Here is a 13,702-nt window from a genome sequence, read left to right on the forward strand (position 1 = left end):
GATCTCCGCGAGATATCTGTCAGGTTCGGCTCAGACCCCATGCACATCCAGGGCGCGGGCGGCAACGCCTCCGTCAAAGACGGGGCGGTCATGTGGATCAAGGCCTCCGGCACCCTGTTGGCGGAAGCCCTGACCAAGGAAATCTTCGTGGACACCGACTTGCCCGCGATGCGACGTGCGCTGGGCAGCAACGACCCGACAGCAGATCAACCGGCAACCTTTTGTCTGCCAGGCTGTCCATCGCTGCGCCCGTCGATCGAGACGAGCCTGCACGCGGTCTTCCCGCAGCGTGTCGTTCTGCACACCCATTGCATTCACACCCTCGCCCACGCTGTTCGGAAAGACGCACGCGCATGTCTTGCGGACAGGTTGCAGGAATTCGACTGGGCCTTTGTCGACTACAAAAAGCCCGGTGCCAATCTGGCACGCGGTGTGCAGGCGGTGCTCGGACCGGATACCAATGTCGTCGTGCTGGGCAACCACGGGCTGATCGTTGCCGGAGAGAGCGCGAGTGCGGTCGCCGATCTGCAGTCCCGGGTGCATGAGGCCCTGTCGCTGCCTGCGGCCGGGCTGAAACCGACCGACACCGTCGCGCTCAATGCTCTGGTAGGGGACGGCGCGTATGCCGCCGCCGAAGACCCTCACCTGCACCAACTGGCTCTTGATCCACATCGGGTGGCGCGGGTCACCAAAGGCAGCCTCTACCCGGACCACGTGATTTTCTGCGGCATTGCCGTGGCGGCGGTACAGGCCGGTGAGACACTCGATCAGGCGGTAGATCGCATAACGCAGACCGGTGCGCCTGCACCTGTCTGGCTCATCGTTCCGGGCGCGGGTGTTCTGCTGCGCAAGGACGCGGGCGTTCCGGCGCGCGTGATGATGCGCTGCCTCGCGGATGTCATGGCACGGGTGCCACAAGACGCCGCCCTCAATTACCTCAGCATCGAACAGAACCTGGAGCTGCTGGACTGGGATGCGGAAAAGTATCGGCAGGAACTCAATGCCTGCTGAGGTTTTCATCGGGCTCGACATCGGCACCTCCGGTGCACGCGCCTTGGCCATGTCAGCCGACGGCACGCCGCTGGGCTCGGCCCGGTCCGAGATGAGCGACCACGGCCCCGATCACCGCGATCCCAAAGTATGGCTGGGCGCTGCCAGGGCTGCCCTGACCGAGCTATGTTCCAGTATGGACCGAACCCGCGTCCGGGCGATTTGTGTCGATGGAACCTCGGGGACGATGCTGTCCGTTGACGCAGAGGGCAAACCGCTTGCATCGGGTCGGATGTACAACGACCCCTGCGAAGACCCGCGGCTTTTGGAGCGGATTGCAGCGCATGCGCCCACAACCAGCGCCGCCCATGGCGCCACCAGCGGCCTTGCCAAAGTGCTGATGCTGCAGGACACCTCTGGCGCCACGAAGATATTGCATCAGGCCGATTGGATCGCCGGACATCTCTGCGGCGTCTACGCCTCAGATGACAATAACGCCTTGAAGACCGGGTACGATTCAATCCATGCCTGCTGGCCGGACTGGATTGCCGAGACAGGCGCGCGTATCGGTCTGCTGCCCGAGGTTCACCGCCCCGGTACGCCATTGGGGCCCTTGCGCGCAGATGTCGCAGCCGAATTTGACCTGCCCAGGGAAACGCAAGTGTTGAGTGGAACAACAGATGGGTGCGCCGCCTTTCTGGCCACCGGCGCCGCCCAGCCCGGTGATGGCGTTACGTCGTTGGGCACGACCTTGGTTCTGAAACTGCTCTCCGACACGCCGATCTTTGCGCCAGAGAGCGGGATTTATTCGCATCATATCATGGGGCTCTGGCTGGCTGGCGGTGCCTCCAACACGGGCGGGGGTGTTCTGCTGGAGCATTTCTCCAACGCCGAAATCGAGACATTGACCCCCAAAATGGCCCCCGATAAGCCCTTGCAACTGGGCTACTACCCGCTGCGTCAGCCCGGTGAACGCTTTCCGATTGCCGACCCGCATCTGCCTGTGAGGATGACACCCCGACCCACGCAGGACGTCGATTTTCTTCAAGCCATGCTGGAAGGCATCGCGGATGTCGAAGCGCTTGGGTACCGCAAACTGCACGACCTCGGCGGGCCGCCGCTAAGGTCGGTTCGAACGGTCGGTGGCGGCGCTAAAAACGCCGCCTGGACCCGCATACGCAAACGCGTTCTCGCCGTCCCCATGCCAGCATCCCAAAATGGAGAGGCGGCCTACGGCGTCGCAGTTCTCGCACGTTATGGAATGCACCAGTGAGCCTGACGTATGACAGCCTGGAACATCTGTTCGATCAATATGACGCCTTTCTGATCGACCAGTTCGGTGTCTTGATGAGCGGTTCTGGTCCCTATCCGGGGGCCGATGTTGCATTGGCAGCGCTGGCCGCGCGGGGCAAGCCGGTGGTCGTCCTGTCCAATTCCGGTAAACGCAGCGCGCCAAACTGCGCGCGGTTGGTACGCAATGGCTTTGATCGTGCGCACTTCGACACCGTGCTGACCTCGGGTGAAATCGCCTATGAGCATCTTGCTGCCGAAATTGGCCACACAGTGCCACGTCGGGCGCGGGTTCTGGTCTTGATCAAGGATGGGGACACGCCGCCGCTTGCAGGTCTGAACGTCATCCGCACCGACACGCCCGACGCGGCGGACCTTGTGCTCATCGTCAGCCGCGATCCGGCCAAGCCCATCGAAAGCTATGAGCCGATCCTGGCCAGGCTTGCGGACCGCAACGTGCCCGGCATCTGTGTGAATCCAGACCTGAAAATGCTGACATCGCAGGGCCTGATCGCCTCCGCCGGACAGCTTGGTCAGATGTTTCAGAGCCTCGGTGGACGATTGCAGTGGTTCGGTAAACCTCATCCCCTGATCTACGACCGCGCCAAGGAACGGTTGGGCACCATCCGGTCCGAGAGCGTGCTCTGCATCGGCGACAGCCTGCAGCACGATATCATGGGCGGAGGCGCGGCAGGTTTCAGAACGGCGCTTGTTCGAACTGGGGTGAATGCGGAGGTCAGTGATCACGATCTGGAACGCATGATCAGGTCGTCAAAGCACAAGCCGGATCATTTCTTGTCGGAATTTGCGATATGACTGCCGCGCTATCACACAGCAACAGCTTGAGGAGCCCTGCGGTCCGGGAGCAGTCCGTCTGGATGCGATACACCCGGGGCACATCACCTGGCAGATCTACCATTGTCTGCGCAATACATTCGGCGACGTATGTTTTGTGGATCGAAGGGTTGTTAGCGATGGCCAAAAACCCATACCTCCGCAACTCCAAAGAGAAGGAAAATCTTTCTCGGATGATGGGCATGGCGTCGTGGCATGAACCGATCAGAAAGCACTCTTGGCGATCCCTCACGAGTGCTTGCAACCACTCTTTGACCCGATCAGACAACGGTCGTGAAAGAGCGGGCAAACCGGGCCGCTCATCCGGGACAGATCGGCGACGAACGTGGTCTCTCGAGAAGTTGGAAGGGTACAGATCTTTTGTCGACACAGGACGCCCGAAGGCCAGCTGCCGATGGAACCGACATGCGACAAGCCGTTGTTTTCCTTTATGTAAACCGCTGGGTTACTTCCCAATATCTCGGTGCGCAAAGCGGGGCACATTCCGTCCAGCTTTGAGTGGCCCACTGGTCCGGAAATCCAGTTGCGCGCGTCAGTTGTACAAAACTCCAATGCCTTGCAAAGAAACCAGAATCGGCTATCGTCAACCGATAAAAATTTTGACTGACGCCGGATTTCGGCGCGGATTTACGAAAATAATAATGGGCGAATAAGGCCCACCAACATCAAGTGGAGGAAATAGAATGATCAATTTAAAGAGGGCCATTGCCCCTTCGGCACTGGCGTTTGTGATGATGGCCGGCGCGGCCGTTGCAGCCCCCAATAAAGTGTCCGGGCCTGGGTTTGACGCGGGGTGTTTTGCGCCGTGGACTGACGACATCGGCTACTTCCAGTGGGACAAGCGCGAAGGCCCGCACAAGATCGCCATCGTGAATGGGTTTGTCGGCAACACCTGGCGGATCCAGATGATCCAGACGGCGAAGGCCTATGCAGCGCAGCCCGAGATTGCGTCACAGATCGAAGAATTCAAGGTTGTCTCAACCGGCACGGATGTGGCCGCGCAACTGGGTGCGATCGAGGACTTCATCAACCAAGGATACGATGCGATCGTGACCATCGCTGTGTCCCCCGAAGGATTTGACCGCGTCATTCGCCTTGCGGACCGCAACGACGTCGTGCTCGTACCATTCGATAACGTATTGGACACCGACAAGGTGATGCAGGTGAACAAAGACCAGCTTGAGATGGGCCGGATGTACGGGCGCTGGCTGCTTGAACAATTCGGGGACAAGTCCGAAGGCAAGATCCTTGAAGTGCGTGGCCTGCCGGGCAACTCGGTGGACCGCGACCGTAACATTGGTTTCCACGAGGTTATGGACGCATCGGGCGGCAACTGGGACATCGTCGAAGTGGTCGGCAACTGGGACGACGGCACTGCGCAGAAGGTGACCGCGGATGCCATTGCGGTGCATAGCCAGTTCGATGGCGTCGTTGTCCAGGGCGGCACCACCGGTGCCGTACGCGCCATGCTGGACGCAGGCCACCCCATGGTCCCGCTGGCAGGCGAAGCCGAGAACGGGTTCCGCAAGATCCTGGCGGAAGAGGCTGACAATGGGCTGAAAGCGATTTCCATCGGACAGTCGCCCGGCATGGTGTCGGTCGCGATGAAGGCCGCACTCGCGGCCCTTGACGGTCAGGTCATGCCGCAGCTGATCTCCATTCCGATCCCGGCGACACGGTATGATGAGCTTGAAGCGGGCAAGAACTACTGGCCCGATCTGACGGACAACTTCTTTACCGTCAACGAATTCCCGGCCTGCGGTGTCAACATCACCGCACGGGAGATCATGACCAACGACGCCGAAAACCTCGAATAGCACGATAGATAATGACGCCGGGCTTCTGGTCCGGCGTCGCATTTTCAGCCTTTTGAGTGTTTCGGGAATTCCATGTCCACAGCCCAACGCGATCCTATACAAGCGCACGTCCAACTGACCGGCGTCACCAAACGCTACGGCGGCGTGACGGCGCTCGACAACGTCGATTTCGAATGTGAGCTGGGATCGGTGCATGCCGTGCTGGGTGAGAACGGCGCGGGCAAGTCGACGCTGATCAAGATCATGTCCGGCGTGGTGCAGCCCGACGAAGGCGAGATCCGTCTGAACGGCACGCCCGTCAGTTTCTCGCACCCGGCCGCCGCGAATGCGCAGGGCATTGTTTGCATTTTTCAGGAGCTGTCACTGCTGTCGGACCTTTCCGTGGCGGACAACATCTCAATCGCCGATCCACCGCGTCGGTTCGGTCTGATTGATGGCAAAGCCCAACGCAGGCGGGCAGAAGAACTGCTGGCACGCATCGGTTGCGAGGACGTCAATCCGATGTCGCGGGTGCGCGATTTGCCGCTGTCCCGCCGGCAGATGGTCGAGATTGCGAAAGCATTGGCCAAGAACCCGAACGTGCTGATCCTCGATGAGGCGACTTCGGCGTTGACCGCCGCCGACGTGGAGACTGTCTTCGATATCCTGCGCCGTCTGCGCGATGATGGGATCTCGATCCTGACGATTTCTCACCGGATGCATGAAATCGAAGCGATTGCCGACAAGTGCTCCGTGTTCCGCAATGGTCGGCACATCGAGACCTTCCAGCAGGGCGCGCGGTCCGAAGGGGAGATCGTGCAGATGATGATCGGCCGGGAAATCACCGCGCATTTTCCACCCAAACCGCCGCCGCCCGATGCGCCCAAACCCATGCTGCAGCTTGAAAAATACTCCTGGGAGGACAAGCTCAAATCTATTGACCTCTCGGTGGGTGCTGGCGAAATCGTCGGTCTCGGCGGCTTGGACGGTCAGGGGCAGAAAGAGCTGCTGCTGGGGCTTTTTGGCGTGCTCAAGGGCACCAGCGGACAGGTGACCGTTCAGGGCAAAGCGGTCGATATCAACTCCCCACAGGACGCAAAGAGGGCAGGGGTCGATCTGGCTCTGATCCCCGAGGATCGCAAGACCGAAGGTCTGATGCTGCCCATGTCCATCGCGGACAATCTCACCATCGCATCGTTGAAACGCCTGTCGCGCGGGATATTCGTTGACGGCGACGCGCTGACCGCGGCGGTCGAGGATGGCATTCAGCGGATGCAGATCAAGGTCGGATCGAATTCGGATCCGGTCTCCACCCTGTCGGGCGGCAACCAGCAGAAGGTGGTGATTGCCAAATGGCTGATGACCGACCCCAAGATCATTCTGCTGAATGATCCGACACGGGGCATCGATGTGGGCACCAAGCAGGAGATTTATCGCCTGCTGCGCAACCTCGCCGAAACCGGGGCGTCGATCATCTACTACTCGACCGACTACGAAGAGCTGATCGGCTGCTGCGACCGGGTGGCTGTCATGTATGACGGCGAGATCGTGCGCGAATTGCAGGGCGACGAGATTAACGAGCGCAACATCATCGCATCCGCGCTCAAGATGGATGAGGCCGCCGAATGAATGACATAAGAGTGCGGCTGTCGCAAAACGCGGCCTTGCTGACCGCCATCGCGATCTTCATCCTGTCCTATGTTTTCTACAACATGAACCATCCGCGCGGTTTTTCGGTGGCGGTGCTCATTCAGAACTCCAACGAAGTGTTCACCCTCGCCATGGTGGCAATGGCGCAGACCGTGCCGGTGCTGATGGGCGGGCTTGACCTGTCGGTGGGCGCGATCATGACGCTGGTCAACACCATCGCGAGCCACCTGCTGAACGGCAGCCCTTTGCAGATTGCGTTGGGTATGGTGATCAGTCTTGCCGCCGGGGCCGCCTGCGGCTTCGTCAACGGCTGTATTGTCGTTTACGGGCGCATCCAGCCGATCATCGCCACGCTGGCCACCGGCGCGATCTTTCTCGGGCTCGCGCTGTTTCTGCGCCCGTCACCGGGCGGCAATGTGGACGATGATCTGTCTTGGGCGGCCACCAATGATCTCTACGAGATCGCCGCAACATACGGTTACGCACAGAATGGCGAGGCGGCGTGGTTCCAGCCCATTTCGTGGATTCCCGTGCCGCTTGTGCTGTTGGTCCTGGTGGCGGTTCTGGTCTGGCTTCCGTTCGCCCGGTCGGTCACCGGGCGTACGGTCTATGCGGTAGGATCGGGCGAGGGCGCGGCCTATATGTCGGGCCTGCCGATTGATCGCGCCAAGATCGCGGCCTTCACACTTGGCGGTTTCTTTGCGGGCATCGGCGGGCTTTACCTCACACTGCAGACCTCTTCGGGGAACGCCGACATCCCGCAAGCGGGGGCCTACACCCTGAATTCCATCGCCGCTGTCGTTATTGGCGGCACCTCGCTTCTGGGCGGGGTGGGCACGGCCATCGGGTCGATTTTCGGCGCGCTGATCCTGCGCACCATTTCATTCAACTTCCGGATTTTCGAGATCGACCCGTTGATGCAACCGCTTTTTGAAGGCGTCGTTCTGCTGGCCGCGGTGAGCCTTGGGGCGTTCCGGGTCTTGCGGGTCAAGAACACGCTGGAGCTTTTCCGATGACCTCCCTGCCGCAAGATCCCGCGTCCTCCCGCTTCAAGCTCGGCGAGGATGACAAGCCCATCGTGATGTCCGCCGGGTTCATCCTGGTGATCCTCGCCGTGGGGACGATCTACACGCTTTATACGCAGGGCACGGCAACGCTGCTGTCGCCGGAGTACCTGTTGCAGCAACTCCAGGTCGGCGCCTTCCTCGGGATCGTCGCGGCAGGCATGATGCTGGTCATTCTGCTGGGGCATATCGATCTGTCGATCCCCTGGACGATTGCCGCCGGGGCGATGATGGCGACGACCGTGGGCGGGCCCATGGCGATCCCGGTGGGTCTTGGGGTCGGGCTTATTGTGGGCCTGGTGAACGGGCTCGGGGTCGCTTACCTGCGGATCCCGTCGATGATCTTCACGCTGGGGGTCAACGCGGTCATGCGTGGCCTGATGGTCGCCCATACCGGTGGCTTTGCGCCCCAGACCGCCGCCACCGATCTGATGCAATATCTCGCGGTGGGCAAGATCCTGGGGATCCCGGTCGCCTTGATGGTCTGGGCGGTGGTCTCCATCGCGGTCATGCTTCTGTTGCAGCGGACAGCGGTGGGCAAGAGCATCTATGCCATCGGAAACAAGGAAGCCGCCGCCTATCTTGCCGGTGTGCCGACCAAGCGTGTGATCGTCACGGCGTTTTGTCTCTGCGGGATGCTGGCGGGTCTCTCCGGCACCCTGCTGGCCGGATATTCGACCAAGGCATACCAAGGCATGGGCGACGCCTACCTGCTGCCCGCCATCGCCGCGGTGGTCATCGGCGGAACCCATATCCTGGGCGGTCGCGGGCGCTATCTCGGCACGCTGATCGGCGTGATCCTGATCGTCTTGCTGAACTCGGTACTGTCGATCATGCAGATGCCGGAATCCGGTCGCCAGATCATTTACGGTACCGTGATCATCGTCATGCTGCTGGTCTATGGACGCGGGCGAAAGGTCACAAGTTAGGGAGAAACGGAGATGCTCACCGATGCCTTTGAAGTGATCGACAAGAGGTTCACGCGCTATGCGATGGGCAACGTTCACCTCGAAACCCTCTATGAAGGGACACGTTGGTCGGAGGGCCCCGCCTATTTCCCGGCGGGCAAGTATCTGATCTGGTCGGACATTCCGAACGACCGCCTGCTGCGCTACGATGAGACGAACGGCGTGGTGTCGGAATTCCTCAAACCCTGCCGCAATCACAACGGCCACACTGTCGACCGCGAAGGCCGTCTGGTGGCCTGCGAGCATCGGGGGCGCTGTGTCAGCCGCATCGAAGTGGATGGCTCCACCACCATTCTCGCAGACCGCTACGACGGCAAGCGCCTCAATTCGCCGAACGACGTGGTGGTGAAATCCGACGGGTCGATCTGGTTCACCGACCCCACATACGGGATCGACGGCGAGTATGAAGGCGACAAGGCCGAGGCGGAACAAGACGGCTCGCATGTCTACCGCATTGATCCAGACACCGGTGCGGTATCCGCTGTGATCACCGATATGGTCAAGCCAAACGGCCTGGCGTTCTCTCCCGATGAAAGCCTGCTCTACGTGGCCGATACCGGCGCCACGCATGTCGAAAACGGCCCCCGGCACATCCGAACCTTTGCGGTCAGTGACAGTGGCGCCCTGTCTGGCGGCGACATCTTTGCGACGACGGATGTTGGCCTCTTTGACGGGTTTCGGGTGGATGTTCATGGCAATATCTGGACGTCCGCGGGGGATGGTGTGCACTGCTACACGCCCGAGGGTGACCTCATCGGAAAGATCCTGACCGGTGAAGTTGTGGCCAATGTCGAATTCGGCGGCATCAAGCGCAACCGGCTGTTCATCTGCGCGACCACAACGCTGCGCGCCGTCTATCTGAACACGCAGGGCGCGCCGCGGCCTTAGTCTGAACAGCAAATCAGGGGACAGCATTATGCAAACGGAAAGCTACACCTCCAAGCCAGAAGGCAAGATCCCGAACAGCCGATTTCCGCTCCTGATCCACCGGAGGGCCATCCCCGGTGGTGGCGTCGATGCGGTCAAGGCCCGGTTCCGCAAAAACGGCTGGGGCAACAATTGGGAATACCCGGGCATCTACGAATACGCGCATTTCCATTCGACGTCGCATGAGTGTCTGGGTTGCGCGGCGGGCTGGATGGAGTTCAACCTCTCTGTCGAAGGCTGGACCAGGGTGCGGCTCGAGGTGGGCGACGTCATCGTCATGCCTGCAGGCGTCAGCCACGAGATGACTGGGCATGCCGATGATATTATGATGTGCGGGGGCTATGCCGGTGGCCGGGACTGGGACAACATCCAGGAGGCTTTCCTGACGCCCGACCTCTACCGCGAGGCCTGCAAGCGGATCATGATGCTGCCCATTCCCGACCGCGACCCGGTGACAGGCGAGGTGCTGCACCAATGGCATGATGCGCCATCGTCTGTAGATGGCGGCTGGAACGATTTCCGCGATGGGTTGGACGCCAGCAATTGACCTCCCGCGCCCGTCCGGGCTTTGGCAGGTTCTGATGGCGCCTTCCTGATGCATGACGATGTCAGGTTCAGGTTCTCAAGATCGGGACTTCACACCCGCATGTCTCCGTCGGGCATAACCAATCTCTTCCACACCAAAGGCCACGAAAGACACGCGATGCGGCACTTGCATCGCGGCAAGTAAGCGCCCCAATCCATCACAAGCGTTGCATCTGACCCTTTAGGTACCTTCTGATCAGCCTGCGCATGCCAGCCGATGCGTGTTCGAACAGCCGGATTGCTCTGAAGCATGGCGCCACCGAGGTGACGTTGCCCAAGGACCAACCGCTCAAGCAGTGCGCAGCTGATCTGCGCTCTTGATGGCAAAACATGATCTCACCTGCTGGCAGCTTCAAATTCCATGTCGCCGCCAAGCCGGTCGACTTCCGCAAGGGGATGGATGGCTCGGCATCACTTGTCATGAACGAATTTGGGCTCGATCTCTTTTGAGGCGCGAATTTCATCTTTCGCTCCAAGCGCCCGGATCGTTGGAAAGTGATCGTCTGGGACAGAACCGGCCTTGCACTGGTCTGCTGCCTGACGTCGTTTAACAGCCTTCCCGGGTCCGATATCGCCGGTTATGTCTCGTCTTCCAGATCAAAGATCGGATCCAAGACCAGAACCAACCGCGTCTCGCCAGACCCCTCAATCGGAGGCGACCGGTGCAGCAGACCGGCATGCGGCTGCTCTGGCCAGAGTGTTCCGCGCAGCAGGATCGGGGCGCCCGTTGGCACGGTGAAGATGCGTCCAGGCGCTGCACCATCGGTCGAGACTCCATATTGCGTGCCGGTTCCCCGATACGTGCAGACCAGCCGAGCCCGCACCGCATCGATGTGGAATCTACGGCACGCATTCGTGGTCACGCGATCAAGCCGCAGACGGATAAAGGGTGCGCCCATCACGCCGCAAAAGACATCTGTCAATGCCGCAATATCCTCAATCAGGTGCTCGCGCTCTGGCCCGCGCGGCGTGCCCGCTTTGTCGCAGAAGTCCCGCAGGGCAGTCTTCACGCTTTGAGGCCGCAGGATCACGCGCGCTGAGGGGAGATGCTCAGGGTCCAGCGCGTCAATCCACCTTTGGAAAACCGGATTGGGGGGCCGCTGCCACAGCGCAGCGGCACATCCTGGCGTCTTGATGATACTCAGGTTCTCTGGGGTCTGGGCGACGCCAACCCCGATGGCGGCGCTTTGCAGCACGTCTTGCACCATGTTCATGCCGCCTGCTCCGCACGGCGCCACAGTGGGAAAGGGTCGGGGAAATCGGGCAGGGCGTCGGGCGTCGGGGCCAGATATGCGGGTACAAGTGCGGCATCCAGCCGGGCCTTGATGTCGGACCACTCAATACCGGACCCGACAAAGACGATTTCCTGCCGCCGGTCGCCCCAAGGCTCTTGCCAATGCGAGGCCATGTAGGCGCGTATGCCCTCATGATCAGGCCAGCGATCCTCCGGAACGGACGCCCACCATGTGCCCATTGGCTTGACGGAGGATAGCGCCCCTGCCAGCGAAAACTCTGCCACCCACTCCGGCCGCGTCGCGATCCAGAAATGTCCTTTGGCGCGGATGACACCCGGCAGGTCGCCGTTCAAGACCGACATTATTTTCTCCGGCTCGAACGGCCTGCGCGCGCGGTAGACGAATGAGGCGACGCCGTATTCCTCTGTTTCCGGCACGTGATCGGCAAAGCCGTAAAGCTCCTTGGCCCACATTGGATGGTCGTGCGCCTTGTCAAAGTCGAACAGCCCGGTGTCGAGGATCGCATCTGCCGGCACATCCGAATGGGTGGTCTCGATGATTTCTGCGTCTGCGTTCAGACTTCGGATGATCTGGCGTGCGGCCTGTACCTTATGGGGCTCGGCATCCGCGACCTTGTTCAACACAACCACATCCGCGAATTCGATCTGTTCGACCAGCAGGTCAACCAAGGTGCGTTCGTCGTCTTCGCCGAGTGTCTCGCCACGGTCGCTTAGGAAGTCATGGCTGGAGTAGTCATGCAGCAGGTTTACCGCATCCACCACGGTGACCATTGTGTCAAGACGCGCAACGTCGGACAGGCTCTCGCCATCTTCGTCGCGAAATTCAAACGTGGCAGCGACGGGCAGCGGTTCGGAAATCCCGGTCGACTCGATCAGCAGATAGTCAAAACGCCCCTCGGCCGACAACCGTCGCACCTCAGCCAACAGGTCGTCGCGCAACGTACAGCAGATGCACCCGTTCGACATCTCGACCAGCGTTTCATCGGTCCGGCTGAGTTCGGTCTCTGCGCGCACGAGGTCGGCATCAATGTTCACCTCGGACATGTCATTGACGATGACCGCAACGCGGCGCCCCTCACGGTTGTTGAGGACACGGTTGAGAAGTGTGGTTTTTCCGGCGCCAAGGAAGCCGGACAGAGCGGTGACAGGGAGTTTTTGGGTCATGCGGCGCGTATCCTCAAACGGGTTGGGCGTTGTTTTCTTCGGAAGGTTGGCGGGCGCGCAGCATGTCGAGGCTGTGGACCAGCTCTGAGCGCGTCATGTCGCGGGCAATGATGACGATGCGGGATGTGCGATCTCCGCCCGGCCAGTCATGCAGGGGCACGGGCGGATCAAAGAGGTGCTGTACCCCATGGAACACAAAGGGCGTCTCAATCCCCTCAAGATGCACGATGCCTTTCACCCGCAGGATATCGGGACCACGCAGCAGGATGAGGGTGTCGAGCCAAAGATCGAAAGCAGCATGAGGAATGGGGTCATCCAAGACAATGGAGGCGGACCCGATCCGTTCATCGTGAGGACGCGGGGGCGGTGCGAGGGAGGGGGCCGGCGCAATGCCAGACAGGTTGCCAAGCGGATCAGCGTCAGCCGCTGGCGTCAACCACGCCTGTGCCTGTTCTGGTCTTGCCTGATGGCGCAGGCCGCTCAGGTCCCAGAGGGCCTTGGTTGGCACCACACCACGGTCTGCCCGCAGAATGTCCGCTGTCGGGTTAAGGGAGCGCAGCCGCGCGTCAAAGGCCTGCGAGGCGCTCTCGGGCACCAGGTCGGTCTTGCTCAGCACAAGCAAATCGGCCATTGCGACCTGCGACACCGCTTCGAACTGGCGGTTGAGCGTGTCCGGGCCGGTGGCGGCATCGACCACCGTGACGACCCCGTCCATGCGGAAATTCTCGGCCAGATAAGGGTCGATCAGGAAAGTCTGGAGAACGGGAACGGGGTCTGCCAGGCCTGTTGTCTCGATCACGATGCGGTCAAACGTGACGCGGCCCTCGTGTTTGCGCGTGACCAGGTCCTGCAGAGTACGCGACAGGTCCCCCCGCATGGAGCAACACAGGCAGCCTGATTGCATCAGAATGATGTCCTCATCCACTGCCTCAATCAGGTCATGGTCCAGCCCGGCCTCGCCGAACTCATTCACGATGACGGCGATCTTTGGTGCGGGACCCTTGGAGAGTATCGCATTGAGCAGCGTGGTTTTTCCCGCGCCTAGAAATCCCGTCAATAAGGTGACCGGGAATCGGGTGTCCGTGGCGTGCATGGATATCGGTCACTCTGTATCAGTTCGTTGATTTGTAATGTTATGACATAACACTTACAAGGAAA

At 60.7% G+C, this 13,702-nt stretch carries 12 protein-coding genes; 9 read left to right on the forward strand and 3 right to left on the reverse strand.

The genetic code is table 11. From position 1 onward, the window contains the following. The first annotated feature begins 39 nt into the window (after nt 1-39). The 9 genes from ISX84_RS08860 (at nt 40) to ISX84_RS08900 (ending at nt 10,087) form a co-directional block, all read left to right on the forward strand. Nucleotides 40-1,011 carry a class II aldolase/adducin family protein gene (locus ISX84_RS08860; protein WP_229884188.1) on the forward strand — a complete coding sequence of 324 codons (972 nt, stop codon included), beginning with the start codon at nt 40-42 and terminating at the stop codon, nt 1,009-1,011. Further along, entirely contained in the window at nt 1,001-2,263 is a 1,263-nt protein-coding gene (locus tag ISX84_RS08865; RefSeq protein WP_195819970.1) for an FGGY-family carbohydrate kinase, read from the forward strand. Before ISX84_RS08860 ends, ISX84_RS08865 begins: the two co-directional genes overlap by 11 nt. Further along, nucleotides 2,260-3,096 (forward strand): TIGR01459 family HAD-type hydrolase, encoded by an 837-nt coding sequence (locus ISX84_RS08870; protein WP_195819971.1) that lies wholly within the window; start codon nt 2,260-2,262, stop codon nt 3,094-3,096. The genes ISX84_RS08865 and ISX84_RS08870 overlap by 4 nt, the downstream gene beginning before the upstream one ends. A gap of 722 nt (nt 3,097-3,818) precedes the next feature. Next, nucleotides 3,819-4,952 (forward strand): sugar ABC transporter substrate-binding protein, encoded by a 1,134-nt coding sequence (locus tag ISX84_RS08875; RefSeq protein ID WP_195819972.1) that lies wholly within the window; start codon nt 3,819-3,821, stop codon nt 4,950-4,952. 72 nt (nt 4,953-5,024) lie between these two features. Further along, nucleotides 5,025-6,560, forward strand: coding sequence for a sugar ABC transporter ATP-binding protein (locus ISX84_RS08880; protein WP_195819973.1), 1,536 nt, complete (start codon nt 5,025-5,027; stop codon nt 6,558-6,560). Further along, nucleotides 6,557-7,597 (forward strand): ABC transporter permease, encoded by a 1,041-nt coding sequence (locus tag ISX84_RS08885; protein ID WP_195819974.1) that lies wholly within the window; start codon nt 6,557-6,559, stop codon nt 7,595-7,597. The genes ISX84_RS08880 and ISX84_RS08885 overlap by 4 nt, the downstream gene beginning before the upstream one ends. Then, nucleotides 7,594-8,574 (forward strand): ABC transporter permease, encoded by a 981-nt coding sequence (locus ISX84_RS08890; protein ID WP_195819975.1) that lies wholly within the window; start codon nt 7,594-7,596, stop codon nt 8,572-8,574. Before ISX84_RS08885 ends, ISX84_RS08890 begins: the two co-directional genes overlap by 4 nt. A gap of 12 nt (nt 8,575-8,586) precedes the next feature. After that, the gene (locus ISX84_RS08895) at nt 8,587-9,501 is read left to right on the forward strand and encodes an SMP-30/gluconolactonase/LRE family protein (RefSeq protein WP_195819976.1); all 915 of its coding nucleotides are present in this window, start codon (nt 8,587-8,589) and stop codon (nt 9,499-9,501) included. A 28-nt stretch (nt 9,502-9,529) separates the two neighbouring features. Beyond that, nucleotides 9,530-10,087 carry a hypothetical protein gene (locus tag ISX84_RS08900; RefSeq protein WP_195819977.1) on the forward strand — a complete coding sequence of 186 codons (558 nt, stop codon included), beginning with the start codon at nt 9,530-9,532 and terminating at the stop codon, nt 10,085-10,087. Nucleotides 10,088-10,703: 616 nt separating this feature from the next. Here ISX84_RS08900 and ISX84_RS08905 read toward each other — a convergent pair. Genes ISX84_RS08905 through ISX84_RS08915 form a run of 3 tightly spaced genes read right to left on the reverse strand, consistent with a single transcriptional unit; the run spans nt 10,704 to nt 13,637 of the window. After that, nucleotides 10,704-11,339 (reverse strand): DUF1826 domain-containing protein, encoded by a 636-nt coding sequence (locus tag ISX84_RS08905; protein WP_195819978.1) that lies wholly within the window; start codon nt 11,337-11,339, stop codon nt 10,704-10,706. Beyond that, nucleotides 11,336-12,544, reverse strand: coding sequence for a GTP-binding protein (locus tag ISX84_RS08910; RefSeq protein ID WP_195819979.1), 1,209 nt, complete (start codon nt 12,542-12,544; stop codon nt 11,336-11,338). Before ISX84_RS08910 ends, ISX84_RS08905 begins: the two co-directional genes overlap by 4 nt. A gap of 13 nt (nt 12,545-12,557) precedes the next feature. Further along, complete coding sequence (locus ISX84_RS08915) at nt 12,558-13,637, reverse strand: CobW family GTP-binding protein (RefSeq protein WP_195819980.1); 1,080 nt, start codon at nt 13,635-13,637, stop codon at nt 12,558-12,560. Between the last annotated feature and the right edge of the window lie 65 nt (nt 13,638-13,702).

The organism is Roseobacter sp. MH60115 (assembly GCF_015644665.1).
Lineage (GTDB): Bacteria > Pseudomonadota > Alphaproteobacteria > Rhodobacterales > Rhodobacteraceae > Roseobacter.

What these genes read in the sequence shown, in the direction of transcription:
- ISX84_RS08910 (WP_195819979.1), bottom strand. Translation starts at nt 12,544, where the DNA reads ATGACCCAAAAACTCCCTGTCACCGCTCTGTCCGGCTTCCTTGGCGCC.
- ISX84_RS08895 (WP_195819976.1), top strand. Translation starts at nt 8,587, where the DNA reads ATGCTCACCGATGCCTTTGAAGTGATCGACAAGAGGTTCACGCGCTAT.
- ISX84_RS08860 (WP_229884188.1), top strand. Translation starts at nt 40, where the DNA reads ATGCACATCCAGGGCGCGGGCGGCAACGCCTCCGTCAAAGACGGGGCG.
- ISX84_RS08875 (WP_195819972.1), top strand. Translation starts at nt 3,819, where the DNA reads ATGATCAATTTAAAGAGGGCCATTGCCCCTTCGGCACTGGCGTTTGTG.
- ISX84_RS08905 (WP_195819978.1), bottom strand. Translation starts at nt 11,339, where the DNA reads ATGAACATGGTGCAAGACGTGCTGCAAAGCGCCGCCATCGGGGTTGGC.
- ISX84_RS08900 (WP_195819977.1), top strand. Translation starts at nt 9,530, where the DNA reads ATGCAAACGGAAAGCTACACCTCCAAGCCAGAAGGCAAGATCCCGAAC.
- ISX84_RS08865 (WP_195819970.1), top strand. Translation starts at nt 1,001, where the DNA reads ATGCCTGCTGAGGTTTTCATCGGGCTCGACATCGGCACCTCCGGTGCA.
- ISX84_RS08880 (WP_195819973.1), top strand. Translation starts at nt 5,025, where the DNA reads ATGTCCACAGCCCAACGCGATCCTATACAAGCGCACGTCCAACTGACC.
- ISX84_RS08890 (WP_195819975.1), top strand. Translation starts at nt 7,594, where the DNA reads ATGACCTCCCTGCCGCAAGATCCCGCGTCCTCCCGCTTCAAGCTCGGC.
- ISX84_RS08915 (WP_195819980.1), bottom strand. Translation starts at nt 13,637, where the DNA reads ATGCACGCCACGGACACCCGATTCCCGGTCACCTTATTGACGGGATTT.
- ISX84_RS08885 (WP_195819974.1), top strand. Translation starts at nt 6,557, where the DNA reads ATGAATGACATAAGAGTGCGGCTGTCGCAAAACGCGGCCTTGCTGACC.